Annotated in this window: 7 protein-coding genes; 4 read left to right on the top strand and 3 right to left on the bottom strand. The window is 66.3% G+C overall.

What is annotated here, in order from left to right; translation table 11 throughout:
• Positions 1–106: 106 nt before the first annotated feature.
• Positions 107–1,687 carry an IniB N-terminal domain-containing protein gene (locus tag ACUYV6_RS01705; protein WP_449276916.1) on the bottom strand — a complete coding sequence of 527 codons (1,581 nt, stop codon included), beginning with the start codon at positions 1,685–1,687 and terminating at the stop codon, positions 107–109.
• A gap of 292 nt (positions 1,688–1,979) precedes the next feature.
• On the opposite strand from ACUYV6_RS01705, the gene ACUYV6_RS01710 reads away from it, so the two are divergent.
• Together ACUYV6_RS01710 and ACUYV6_RS01715 are read left to right on the top strand one after the other, a co-directional pair.
• A complete protein-coding gene (locus tag ACUYV6_RS01710) occupies positions 1,980–3,272 on the top strand; it encodes an Hsp70 family protein (protein WP_449276917.1) in 1,293 nt (430 codons plus the stop codon).
• Positions 3,269–5,197, top strand: a complete 1,929-nt coding sequence (locus ACUYV6_RS01715) for a LuxR C-terminal-related transcriptional regulator (protein ID WP_449276918.1) — start codon at positions 3,269–3,271, stop codon at positions 5,195–5,197. Before ACUYV6_RS01710 ends, ACUYV6_RS01715 begins: the two co-directional genes overlap by 4 nt.
• Positions 5,198–5,208: 11 nt before the next feature.
• Here the strand turns inward: ACUYV6_RS01715 and ACUYV6_RS01720 are convergent, their stop codons facing one another.
• Together ACUYV6_RS01720 and ACUYV6_RS01725 are read right to left on the bottom strand one after the other, a co-directional pair.
• The gene (locus ACUYV6_RS01720) at positions 5,209–7,917 is read right to left on the bottom strand and encodes a LuxR C-terminal-related transcriptional regulator (RefSeq protein WP_449276919.1); all 2,709 of its coding nucleotides are present in this window, start codon (positions 7,915–7,917) and stop codon (positions 5,209–5,211) included.
• 213 nt (positions 7,918–8,130) lie between these two features.
• The gene (locus ACUYV6_RS01725) at positions 8,131–9,918 is read right to left on the bottom strand and encodes a PucR family transcriptional regulator (RefSeq protein ID WP_449276920.1); all 1,788 of its coding nucleotides are present in this window, start codon (positions 9,916–9,918) and stop codon (positions 8,131–8,133) included.
• A gap of 172 nt (positions 9,919–10,090) precedes the next feature.
• Here ACUYV6_RS01725 and ACUYV6_RS01730 point away from each other — a divergent pair, with 172 nt between their 5' ends.
• A complete protein-coding gene (locus tag ACUYV6_RS01730) occupies positions 10,091–11,575 on the top strand; it encodes a CoA-acylating methylmalonate-semialdehyde dehydrogenase (protein WP_449276921.1) in 1,485 nt (494 codons plus the stop codon).
• Positions 11,576–11,666: 91 nt separating this feature from the next.
• Complete coding sequence (locus tag ACUYV6_RS01735; protein ID WP_449276922.1) at positions 11,667–13,034, top strand: aminotransferase class III-fold pyridoxal phosphate-dependent enzyme; 1,368 nt, start codon at positions 11,667–11,669, stop codon at positions 13,032–13,034.

Here is a 13,034-nt window from a genome sequence, read left to right on the forward strand (position 1 = left end):
GAATGTGGTCGGGCGGTGCGCGGAGCCGACTGTTCGTCGTTGCTCCACGCACCGCCTATCGAACGGCGCCCGGTTCAGGGGAAGGACCCGGGCGCCGCGCTCGGGGTTACGAGGCCGGGATGTCCACGTCCACGTCGACCGCGGTGACGTCTCCGCTGTTCGCCGAGTAGTCTCCGTAGCTCGTCGACGAGTCCTCGTAGGAGTAGTCGTTGGAGTAGGAGTAATCGGAGGTGGAGTTGTCTTGAACCACGACGTCGACGACGTCGCCGCCGGTGACTGAATTGTCGACGTAAGCGTTCGCGTCGCCGCTCGTCACCGAATTGTCGGCGTAGGCATTCGCGTCGCCGCTGGTGACCGAGTTGTCGACGTAGGAGTTTGCGTCGCCGCTCGTCACCGAGTTGTCAGCGGAGAGGTCAACCGCGACATCACCGACGTTGACCGAGTTGTCATCGACGGTGGTAGTGTCGCCGCTGGTGACTGAGTTGTCATTCCCGGTGTTTTCAGCGTTGTTCTGGTTGCCGCCGACATGCACCGACTCGTCCGTCTCACTCGACAGATCGACGGCGACGCTGCCGATGTGAATCGAGTCGTCGTTGTTCTCCGTCAGGGTCACGGTGTTGTTCGAATCATTGGTGTTGCCCGAGTTGCGGTTATCGGTGTTTCCGATCCCCCCAACGTTCGAGCCGTCCTCCCACAGGTCGCCACCCACCGAGTTGTCTTGGGAGAGGTCGATGTCGCCCACCGTTACCGAATGGTCGGAGTTGTCGGAGAGGTCGATGTCGCCCACCGTTACCGAATGGTCGGAGTTGTCGGAGAGGTCGATGTCACCTACCGTGACCGAATTGTCGTTGCCGGTGTTCTCGGCGTTGTTCTGGTTGCCTCCGACCGATACCGAGTTATCGGAATGGTCCGAGTGATCAGAGTTGTCGGAGAGGTCGACTGAGACGTCTCCGACGGTAACCGAGTTGTCGGAGTTGTCGGAGTTGTCGTTGCCGGTGTTCTCGGCGTTGTTCTGGTTGCCTCCCACCGAAACCGAGTTGTCATTCACGGTGGCGTTGCCGGTGTTCTCGGCATTGTTCTGGTTGCCGCCGACGGTCACCGAGTTGTCGTTGCCAGTGTTCGGGGCTTCGTTGTTGTTGCCGCCGACCTTGTCGCCGCCGAGGAGGCTGTCGCCGCCGGAGATCACTCCGTTGTCTTGGGCGATGGTCTGGTCGCCGCCGAGGGCGAGGTTGCCATCACCCTGATTCTGGATGATGTCGCGCCCGGCGGCGTGAGCATCGTCAGAGGCGACCGTGTTGCCGTTGCCGAGAACGATCGGGTCGTTGGTGAGGATGTCACCGCTCAGGGCGTTCCCGCCACTGCCGGCGAACGCCTGGCTGACCTCTTCGGCGCCCCAGATGTTCTGCAGGAATCCGCTGTTCTCGAACGAGTTGACCGAGACATTCGAGACGATGTTCTTGATCATGCTCGCCGGAGTGGCGAATGCGGCTCCGCTGGCGACTCCGATGATTCCGGGTGCGGCGTTGGCGATAACGGGTGTGATGGCGTCGACGTCGGCGCAGCTGATGCCGCCGAGACCGGCGGCGGCCAGTGATCCGCTCGGATCTTCAGTGAAGTCGGCAGATTTCGATGGATCTGCGAGTAGATCCAGGATGAACTGAAGCAGTTCAGCAGTGGTGACAGGCATGTGCTTCTCCCAGCAGTCGTGCACGCCCGCCGCGGTTCGACGGGTGTTGAGTTCACGCTACGAGTTCTCCGCATATCGGGCGTCGGGGGAGTGCCCCCTGACTTATTCCCCATACACCCTCATCGTCGTCTGCGATGGCGGAGGTGGATGGGGGGATGGATGGGGGGATTCGAGCCTGAGAATCAGGGATTGCACCCTGGTCGTCACATGTCGATTCGAGTTACTCTGTCGATGGGGCGGACGCCCGTGCGATGGGGCGGACCCCGTGGCACGGGGTCCGGTGGGAGGACTCATGGCTGGAATCGAAGTCGGTACAAGCGGAATCACGGTGCTTCGAACTGCGCCGTCGCAGTCGGGCGCCGCGGGAACGGCGCCGGAAGCGCTCGATCGTGTGCCGCTCGAGCCGGGGAGCCTTCCCGACGATCTCCTCCTTCGCATAGCCGATGGCGTCCCCTACGTGCGGCTCGAGTCAGGCGGACACGAGTTGGTGTCGGTGCAGAAGCTGTACGCCGGCGCTATCGCAGACGTCGTGCACCCCCGAGGTCTCGGTACTCCGGATGACCCGGTGGCAGTGGCGGTACCCGGATGGTGGTCGCGGCGTACGGTATCCGAAGTGACGCAGGCGCTCCATGAGGCCGGAGTCTCTGCGGTTCTGGTGAACGAGGCGGAGGCCGCGGTGGCGGAGTACCTGGCGGCGGGAGCTCGAGGATCGGGCTACGGAGCTGTCTCGCAGTCGCTGCCCGACACGGTAGCCGTCGTGGGACTGCGTGCCTGCCAGACGAGCGTTGCGATTGTGCGGGATTGCGACCGTACTCCCGTCGCGCTGCAACGGCCCGCGCTCGTGCACGGCGACGGTGGGAAATGGTTGGATCGAGCCGTGCTGCGGCACTTGGTTGCAGGTCTTGCAGACCTCGGGTGCGAGGTAGATGCGTCGGATCCTGACGTTGTCGCGGCTGCGCGCGTCGCCCTCGGGCAGAGTCAAGAGCTGCGCGAGGCGTTGTCGAGCAGCGTTTCAGAATCGATTCTGCCGAGCCTGCCAGGTGTGCAGGGGAGAGTGCTGCTCGCTCGAACCGAACTCGAGGAGGTTGCCGCCTCCTGGGTCGAATCTGTGGTTGGTCTGCTGCGCACCGCCCTCGAACGGTCGCCGGTGAGTACGGACACCGTGCTCCTGACGGGCGGGCTTGCCGCGATGCCGATGGTGGCGCAGCGCATATCGGCCGACCTCGGATTGGAAGTGCTTGTACCGCAGGAGCCGGCGCTGGTAGCGGTCAGAGGCGCGGAGCGCCTTCGTGCCGTTCGCGTCGAGGCAGAGGCGGCGGCCGCGTCACAGGCCGATCAGGCGGAGGCAAGGCTTCAGCGGGGCGGAGTCTGGGGTGCGGTCAAGCGCGTGCTGCGCGGTCACCCGTTGAAGCATCCGTTCGCGTCTGGGCTGGCAGCCTCGGCGGCAGCAACGGTGCCTACTGCAGCAGTGCCGGTTGCTCCGATGTCTGACGCGGATACGGGCGCGGCTACGCACCCTGCCGTGATGGAGCGGGCGGAAGACACCGCTCCGCTGTCAGTGCCGAAGACTGCGGTGCTCGGATGACTGCCTCGAGTACTCAGGAAGCGCAGGTGATGCGTGACGCTGACCGCCGCGTCTTGCTGCTGCATATTGCGGTTGCCCGCCCGTACGATGCCCGGGAGCTCGCACGGCGGACGGCGCGCCCGCATGAGGCCGTGAGACGAGAGTTGGCCGTGCTCATGGATGCCGGGCTCGTGCATCTCCATGACGGAGCACTGCGCGTCTCATCACCGGAGCCGATTGTCGATGAGGCGAGCACCGAGCAGGTGCGCGAGATCCACGACCAGGTGCTGGCGGAGTTGACCGCAGAGACGGGCGCTGTGCGCCCTTCGGCCCTCGTCGCTCTCGCGGAATCGGGATGCCGCGAGGAGGGACTGCTGCGCCTGCTGGTGCGGGCGGTTGCCGATCACCCGGACGATACGACTGTCGCCGGCAGTCTCGCGACCGTTGCCCGAGGACTCGGCAAGAGCGACGATGAACTCGTGCTGCTGCGCGCCGCCGATGCTGCAGCGGCCGGCTACCCTGAGCACGTCTTGGCGCTCGTGGAAGGTCTGCTCGTCTCAGATGTGGCAAGTTCGCGTGAGCAGGCCGCGCTGCTCGCGGCAGGTGCGCATGTCCAGGGCGGGCGGTTGGATCGTGCGGCAGCGATGTATCGGCATGTCGGTGAGGAGCGTATTGGTATCGCCGGAGGATGGGCAGTGCTCGTCGCGGTCGGTCTCGGTGATGCCGACGCCGCGCGATCCTGGCGAGCCGCCATGGGGAACGAAGGACTGACCAGCTACTCGGCCGGCATCGTCGATCTCGCGGATGGGCTGCTCGAAAGCCTGAGCGGTGAAGGCGACGATGCGGTCGATCTGCTCGCGCGGTCGATCTCGACACTCGCGCCGTTCGGCGAGGAATCGTTGCTGCCCGAGTCTCCCGCAGCCCTTGCGGCACTCGTCGCGATGGGTCGTGGCGAGCCGACGACAGCGGAGGTGCTGCTCGACCGGGCGCTGGAGGTGGACCTCGGAGGGGTGGCCGGGAGGCTGCGCCATAAGCTGCTGCGTTCGTGGGCGCTGATGATGCAGGGCCGTCTCGACGCAGCCGAGAGCGGGATCGAGCATGCGGATTTTCCCGCGCGACTGTGCGACCGTGACCTCCTGCTGTACTGGTGTCTGCGCGCGGGGATCGCGCGTCGGCGTACGGAACCCGCTGAGATGCAGGCGGCCTGGCGCAAGATTCGGGGGCGCATCGTCGGGTTGCGCGTCACCCTGTACGAATTGCTGGCGCTCGGAGAGATGATGGTGGTCGCCTCTCGCCTGCGCACGCACATCGGGCGAGATGCGCTACGCATCGAGCAATTGGTGCAGAGTGCTCTGGAGATGCTTGACGGCCTCGGGAATCCGGTGGTGTGGGCTGCCCCACTGCACTGGCACGGTGTGCAGGCCGCATTCGCAGCCGACGAGCCTTCGGCGTTGATTCCACACGCGAATGCGCTGGTCTCGGCCGGCCGTACGAGCCGGTACGCTGCGACGCTTGCGGCCGCCGGACAGACCTGGCTCGAGATGTTGCGCGGCGAGACGGACTTCACTTCGGTCGAGCGGAGCGCTCGTGCACTCGCGGAGAGCGGGCACGTCTGGGATGCCTCGCGTCTCGCTGCGCAAGCCGCGCTGCAGCATCCGCAGCAGGAGCGCTCGCTCGCCATGATGCAGCTCGCGCGGGAGATCGGACGTGACCATGATCGGAGCGCGGTCTCGAAATCCAAGACTTCGGTGCTGACGCGGCGCGAACTCGAAGTCGGCCGGCTCGTGCTCGATGGTCAGGGCTACCGCGCGATCGGAGAGCGGCTCTTCATCTCCCCCAAGACGGTCGAGCATCATGTCGCGCGTATGCGCAGTCGGCTCGGCGCGACGAGCCGGGGAGAGCTGCTGGAGCGCCTGCACGACATCATGCTGGAAGAGCGTCGCTGATCCGCTGCGCCTCAGCGTCCGTCGAGTTCCTCTCTGAAGAACCGTGCGACCTCGCCGCGCGAAGACAGACCGAGCTTTCGCAGCACGTTGGAGACGTGAGAGCGCACGGTCGTCACCGACACCACGAGTGATTCGGCGATCTGATTGTTCGAGCGACCCTTCGCCAGTTGATCGGCGATCTGCTGTTCTCGCTCGGTGAGTACCGACAGCCGAACCGACTTGGGCCCGTGCTGCTCCTCCGCAGGCGCCACCGGGTGGTCGAGCAGGGTCGGAAGGTAACCGTGAGCCCCGATCTCCTCGAGCAGACGGACGGCGGAACCGGTCACAGCAGCGGCCTCCTCCAGACGCCCCTGCTGCAGGAGGAAGTCGCCGTAGTGCGCGAGCGCGAGTGCGCGCGGAAGCGGGAACTCGGTCTGCGCCGCGGATTCGTAGTGCCACTGCGCCGTCTGCTCATCGCCATCGGCCTGAGCGAGACGGGCACGCAGCCAGTCGAGCGACCCCCAGAACTCCTGCCAGCGCGTGCCGCGCCACTCGGCGAGTTGCTGGACGAGTTCGGCAGCTTCCGCGAGGCGCCCCTCGTCGATGAGGGCGTGCGCCCGGAACGTGAGGAAGCCGTGCTGCGGCACTCTGAGCTGCTTTGCCCAGTCTCCCGATGTCGCCTGCAGGATGGCCGCAGAGTCGCCGCGCACCCGTGCCACCTCGCATTCGGCGAGGATGCTGAGATCGGGGGCGTAGGCTTCCCAGCTGTCGACCTGGGCACGGCGGGCGAGTTCCAGGTGTTCTTCCACGCCGTCCCGAGCAGTGATGGCCGAGATGATGGCGCGGAGTGCGGCCCAGGCCGTGCGGGTCTCGACGTCGAGGGAACGATGGAGGGATTCCTCCGACAGGTCCATGATCTCCCAGGCCTGAGCGAAGTCGCCGTGGATCACGAGGCAGTCGATCAAGATCACGCGGGCAGTGCCGGCGGCCCAGGGTTCGCCTACGCGGTCGAGCAGGGCGACGCCCTGCTGTGCGAGGGCAAGAGCAGCTCCCGCATCTCCGACCGCGACCTGCGCGCCGGCGACGGACACGATCGCGTCAATCTTCAGCGGTTCATCGGGAAGCGACTCGATGCGCTGCGTGAGTTCGGGAAGCATGGCGCGGACCTCGTCGAAGTCGCCTCTGACCTGATGACGCACCATGGTGTAGCAGTCCAATACGAGCGAGTGGCCCTGCCGTGACAGCATCCAGGCGAGGCGTTGATCCGACAGCTCAGACGCGTCTGCGGGGCTCTGCGCAACCAGGGCCTTTGCGTGATCGATCAACGCGGTAATCGTGTCTTCGTCGCGGGAGCGCATACCGAGCATGACCGCCATGAACGCGAAGAGCGCGATGATCGTGCGTTCTTCAGGAGTGGTCGCGGGCGTCATGAGCAAACGTTGCGCCCGTTCCATCGTCATCGTCTGCGCCGTGCGATGGGCTGAGACGACGATAGTGATGAACTGCTGCAGGATGCTCTCGGGCAGCTGCTCGATTTCGTCGAGCAGGTCGATCATGCGGTACCCGGCCTTATCGCGCAGATAGATGAGCGCGAGACTCTCCAGCAGCTCGGTGCGATCTTCGCCGGCAGTTGCGACCTCGAGGGCGCCTCGAAGTACTTCGATGGCCTGGTCGGTGCTTCCCTTCTCCAACACCTCCACGACGTGCGCATTGACACGATCGCGGAGCTCCGCGTCCCAGCTCCGCGCGCCGCGGAGAGCGTGGAGAAGCGAGCGGTGCCCTGTTGTCACTTCGGCGAGTGCGCGGTACACGCTGGCCGCGCGCTCGGTGGGGACGGTGTCGCGCACCGCACGCGAGAAGAGGGCGTGCTTCGAGAGGATCGTGGATCCGAACCCTGATTCGTCGAGGAGTCCGACAGCGACGGATTCCTCGAGGTGGACGGCTTCGCCGAGGAGTCGTGCCGCTGCGGCGATGGAGGCGCGAGTGAGTTCGTGATCGGCGAGGCAGACGATTTCGCAGGTGCTCCTGGCGGCGGGGCTCAGCTGGTGGAATCCGCGCAGGATCAGGTCGTCGTGCGTGGTCGAGACGCGAAGCGGAACTTCGTAGGCGAGGTGCAGCCGAGTGACCTCGTCTTCGGTGAGCGCGGAGAACGCGCTGTCGACGCCGAGGAACGATCCGTCGGTGAGATCGAGGAGGCGCTGTGCGGTCTCGGGCGGGATGCCCATGCCGAGGCGATCATGCGCCAACGCGATGATCTCGGGCACAGTCAGCGGGTCGAGGTGGATGGTTCTGTCGAAGGGGCTTTCGGTGCCGAGCGCGCAGAGGAACTCGCCGAACGAGGGGCTCGTGTGCGGGGCTCGCACGCCGAAGGCGAGCAGGATGCCTTGGCCGACGATGCGAGGGATGAGGTAGCGCAGAACGCGCTGGGATTCAGGATCGACCCACTGGGCGTCGTCGACGATGATGAGTCGAAGTGGCGAGTCAGCTCCTGCCGAGAGGCGATGCACGCACTCGCGTGCGACTGCGACCGGGGTGGTCTGCTCGTCGGGAACGAAGCGCCACTCCCGGCACACCGCACCGGTGATGAAACGTTCGATAAAGCTGTAGGGCTCGTTGCTCTCGATCTCATCGGCCCGGGTGAAACCGATGCTCCAATCCGAGGACTCCTGAGCGCCGGCGATGAGTTCGCGGAGCAGAAAGGTCTTGCCCGACCCCGGCAGGCCGTCGGCGACGAGCAGCATGCCCGATTCCTCCCTTGCCCGGGCGAGCATGTCGCGCGCGAGAGCATGACGAGATTGGATCGGCGAGAGCGGGCTACCCCCGCCCCCTTGTGCATTCATCAGACTGCCCCCGCACGTGAGTCGCTCTGCGCCCATGGTAGTCGACAGATGATGATTCCGGGAGGGGTCCGCAATACGACGATCCGCGAACGTCGCTCGGCCTGCGAACCCTGCTCAGCGATGCGCGAGCAGCGCGACGGAGAGGGTCGCGATCGTCGTCCCATCGGTAAGGTCGATCGCCAGCAGATCCTCGATGAGGGCCAGGCGTTGGTAGAACACCGACCGCGATAGGCGCGCCCGCTGCGCTGCGAGAGATCGATTCGTCGGATGCTCGAGGTACGCCGCCAACACGCGAAGCAGATCTCCCGTGTGGCCCGGCCCTCGCTCGAGATCGTGGTCGATGAGGGGCCCCAACGTTTCGGTGGCGAACTCCTGCACTTCCGGGTTCGATGACAGGCCGCGCACGAGGTAGGCAAGCGGTTGACGCTCCGCTTGCTGGACGGTGACCCGTCCGGTGCTCGCAATCGCCGGCAGGCGACCGGCCGCCCGCACCTGCTCGATTGAGGCGACCAGCGGGCGGACGCGCTGCGCCGGTGCGCCGAGGCCCAGGTGCGCGCGCCATGACGCCGGTGTGGGCGAGGGGATCAGCATGTCGAGCTCGCGTGCGAGACGGACGGCGAGCAGCGGGGTGGTGCTGTGCGGCGCATTGCCGGTGCCGATCCGAGGATCTCCCTCGGGGAGCGAAAGGAGAGCGAGCAGGGCCGGGCCGTCGCCAGTGGTGCCGGGCGCACCCGTGATGATCACCCGACCCTCCGGTGCGACGGCACGACGCAGCCCGGTTTCGAGAACCGCACGCTCGAGTGTCGAGTGCGCACCGAAGTCGCCGACGCCGGTCAGCGTCGCACCGAGGAGCACACGGCCCTCGACCGGCAGCCCGCTGGCGGCGAGCTGGGTCGCAATCTCGGTATCGCTGCGGTAGCGGCCCCCGAGCAGCGCTTCGAAGATCCGCTTCGACCCGTACTCCTGCCATTGCGCGCCCTCGGTGTCTGCCAGACGTGCGAGGGCAAGTGCGAACGCCCCGAGTTCGAGCACGGTGCGGCGCCCGGCAGGGTGCGGTTGCCCGGGCAGTGCGGTGAGGTACCCCCAGCGGGTGCCGCGCGCCTCCACCGGCACCCGGTCCCATTTCGGGTCGGGGGTGAAGCCGGTTCCCGGAGGCGTCGCCCAGGGGGCGAGGAGGAGTGCCGGATCGTCGCTCGTCGGTGCTGTGAGCGGCGGTGTCGTGAGTGGCGGTGTTGCGAGTGTCGGTGTCGGTGTCGTTGGTGCCGGTGCTGGCGCAGCTGTTGGCATTGTCCTTGCCGCAGTGCCCCCGGTCGCCCAGGCGACAACGCGGTGCGCGGGATCCTCGAGCACCACGGGTGCGGCGAGTGTGTCGGCGAGGCGCTCGACCACATAGTCGACGGGGCTGCGATTCAGGCCGAGCTCCGTGAGCATGGCATGGACCTCGGCGCGAGCCTGCAGCGCAGCGCTCTGCGTCGACAGGATCCTCTGGTGCACGCGCTGGGTGATCTGCACGAAGCGCACCTCGCGGTGCAGCGCGATGAGTGGGATCTCCGCGCGATCGCATTCGGCGACGAGTGCTTCGGGAGGTGACGAGAAGTTGGAGACCAGCTCGAGCGCCACTGCGGCCGGACCCGATGAGACGAGCTGAGTCGCGAGTGCTTCGAGCTCAGAGTTGTCAGTGGGCCACCCCGCTCCGGTGGTGAGTACGAGCTCGCCGCCGTCGAGCAGTGCGACCGCACCGGTTCCTGCGACGACGTGGGCCCAGCGCACCTCGCGGGCGAGACCGCGTTCGCCGGCGACGACGGCGGCCTCGCCCGCGACGAGTTCGGGCAGCGAGAGCACGTCGGCGACGGTGGGCAGCGAGGCTTGATCAGGCCCTAGGGGCAGCGGATGCACGGCCATGGCGATCCTCCTCTGAAGTACTCATACAGATTGTATGAAACAGCGTCAATAAAGGGACGAACTGACGGTGTCATTGTATGACAACGGCTGCAACACTGGGTTTTAGCGGGAGCTTGAATCCCGAACACATTGCCTGATCCGTTGGAACGGGCGCAGCACGAGAGGAAGACGGATGGCACTCATCCCCCACGTCATCAACGGTGAGAAGGTCGACGCCGCGGAGCGTACCCAGCCCGTGTACAACCCGGCCACCGGCGCCGAGCAGCATCAGCTCGCCATCGCCTCGGTCGAGACCGTCGAGCAGGCCATCGAGGCCGCTCGCGCCGCTCTGCCCGCCTGGCGCAAGACCAGCCTCACGAAGCGCGCCGACGTCTTCTTCCGCCTGCGTCAGCTGCTCAAGGACCGCACCCCCGAGCTGGCAGCGATCGTCACGAGCGAGCACGGCAAGGTGCTCTCGGACGCTGCCGGCGAGATCGCACGAGGCCTGGAGAACGTCGAGTTCGCGGCCGGGCTGCTCCACCTGCTGAAGGGCGAGCGCGATGAGCAGGTCTCGACCGGCATCGACGTGCACTCGATCAAGCAGCCCGTCGGCGTCGTCGCCGCCATCACCCCGTTCAACTTCCCGGTCATGGTGCCACTGTGGATGATCGCCTCGGCGATCGCCTGCGGCAACACGGTCGTGCTGAAGCCTTCGGAGCGCGATCCTTCTGCTTCCGTGTTCCTCGCCGACCTGTTCCGTGAGGCCGGGCTCCCCGACGGCGTGCTCAACGTCGTGCACGGTGACAAGACCGCCGTCGACACGCTGCTCGACAGCCCGACGGTCAAGGCCGTGTCGTTCGTCGGCTCGACCCCGATCGCGAAGTCGATCTACCAGCGCGCCGCCGAGAACGGCAAGCGTGTGCAGGCGCTCGGTGGTGCGAAGAACCACATGCTCGTGCTGCCCGACGCCGACATCGACATGGCCGCCGACGCCGCGGTCTCCGCAGCGTACGGCTCTGCCGGTGAGCGCTGCATGGCCGTCTCCGTGCTCGTCGCGGTCGGCGAGGTGGGCGACAAGATCGTTCCGGCCATCAAGGAGCGCATGGAGAAGCTCGTCATCGGTGACGGCACCGATCCTGCCTCTGAGATGGGCCCGCTCATCACCCGCGAGGCGAAGGAGCGCGTCGAGTCGTACGTCGCCGGCGCCGCGGCCGAGGGCGCGACCGTCGTCGTCGACGGACGCGAGGCGCAGTTCGAGGGCGACGGCTTCTTCACCGGCATGACTCTGCTCGACAACGTGCAGACCGACAGTGCGGTCTACCGCGATGAGATCTTCGGCCCGGTGCTCGCGGTCGTGCGCGTCAACACCTACGAGGAAGGCGTGCAGCTCATCAACGATCACCAGTTCGGCAACGGCACCGCGATCTTCACCCGTGACGGTGGTGCGGCGCGCGAGTTCGAGTTCGAGGTCGAGGCCGGCATGGTCGGCATCAACGTTCCGGTTCCGGTTCCGGTCGGTTCGTTCTCGTTCGGTGGGTGGAAGGATTCGCTCTTCGGCGACTCCCACATCTACGGCCCCGAGTCGGTGCACTTCTACACTCGTTCCAAGGTCGTCACGACCCGCTGGCCCGATCCTTCGACCTCGAAGGTCGACCTGGGCTTCCCCAGCAACAACTGATCCACTTGTGAACCGGGGGACCGCGCGGGCTTCGGTCCGTGCGGTCCCCCGGTTCTCCCGCACACACTCTCAGAAAGAGCAGGAACGCCAGATGTCTGACTACATCGACTTCACCGGCACCGAGCGCAGCTTCGGCGACGACGCCGCGAAGCGCGAGGTGTACGAGAACGATCGCAACTACGTCTTCCACTCGTGGTCGGCGCAGGGCAAGATCGACCCGCTGCCTGTCGCCAAGGGCGAGGGCGTGCGCTTCTGGGACTACGACGGCAAGGAGTACCTCGACTTCTCCTCGCAGCTCGTGAACCTCAATCTCGGCCACCAGCATCCGGGTCTCGTCCAGGCGATTCAGGATCAGGCCGGACGCCTCGCAACAATCCAGCCTGCAGTCGCGAACGACGTGCGGGGCGAGCTCGCCAAGCGCATCGTCGAGAAGGCGTTCGACGGAGCTCGTTCGGTGTTCTTCACCAACGGCGGCGCCGAGGCCAACGAGTACGCCGTGCGCATGGCGCGCCAGCACACCGGCAGGCAGAAGGTGCTCGCGCGCTTCCGCTCGTACCACGGCTCGACCGCAACGGCGATCACACTGACCGGCGAATCGCGTCGCTGGGCGAACGGCACCCCCGACGCGGGCGTCGTGCACTTCTTCGGGCCCTACCAGTACCGTTCCGAGTTCTATGCCGAGACACCGGAACAGGAGGCCGAGCGCGCGCTCACCCACCTCGAGCACACGATCCAGCTCGAAGGCCCCGACACGATCGCGGCGATCATCCTCGAGACGGTCACCGGCACCAACGGCATCTTCGTACCGCCGCCCGGCTATCTCGCGGGCGTGCGGGAGCTCTGCGACAAGTACGGCATCATGATGATCTGCGACGAGGTGATGGCCGGCTTCGGTCGCACCGGTGAGTGGTTCGCCTTCCACGCTTGGAACGTCGCGCCTGACCTCGTCACCTTCGCGAAGGGCGTCAATTCGGGGTACGTGCCGCTCGGCGGCGTCGTGATCTCCGAGGCGATCCACAACTCCTTCGTCGAAAAGCCGTTCCCGGGAGGCCTGACCTATTCGGGTCACCCGCTCGGCTGCGCTGCGGGCATCGCAACCTTCGACATCTTCGAGCAGGAAGGCATCATCGAGCGGGTGCGCGATCTCGGCTCCCGTGTCGTCGAGCCGCGACTGCGCGAGCTCGCTGAGAAGCATCCGGCGATCGGTGAGGTGCGCGGCACCGGCCTCTTCTGGGCGCTCGAGCTCGTCACCGACCGCGAGACCCGCGAGCCGCTCACCGGCGATGCGTACGGCTCGGTCATCGCCGCGTGCAAGCAGGCCGGCCTCTGGCCGTTCGCTGCGGGCAACCGTCTGCAGATCGCTCCGCCGCTCGTCATCTCTGAGGATGACCTGAACGCGGGTCTCGACCTCATCGACGGGGCGCTCGACGTCGCCGATACTTACTACACCGGAAAGTAA

Source organism: Leucobacter sp. GX24907 (genome assembly GCF_053567335.1).

Coding starts and splice junctions, on each gene's coding strand:
- ACUYV6_RS01720 (WP_449276919.1), bottom strand. CDS start 7,917: ATGCTGCTCGTCGCCGACGGCCTGCCGGGGTCGGGCAAGACCTTTCTG.
- ACUYV6_RS01715 (WP_449276918.1), top strand. CDS start 3,269: ATGACTGCCTCGAGTACTCAGGAAGCGCAGGTGATGCGTGACGCTGAC.
- ACUYV6_RS01730 (WP_449276921.1), top strand. CDS start 10,091: ATGGCACTCATCCCCCACGTCATCAACGGTGAGAAGGTCGACGCCGCG.
- ACUYV6_RS01710 (WP_449276917.1), top strand. CDS start 1,980: ATGGCTGGAATCGAAGTCGGTACAAGCGGAATCACGGTGCTTCGAACT.
- ACUYV6_RS01705 (WP_449276916.1), bottom strand. CDS start 1,687: ATGCCTGTCACCACTGCTGAACTGCTTCAGTTCATCCTGGATCTACTC.
- ACUYV6_RS01735 (WP_449276922.1), top strand. CDS start 11,667: ATGTCTGACTACATCGACTTCACCGGCACCGAGCGCAGCTTCGGCGAC.
- ACUYV6_RS01725 (WP_449276920.1), bottom strand. CDS start 9,918: ATGGCCGTGCATCCGCTGCCCCTAGGGCCTGATCAAGCCTCGCTGCCC.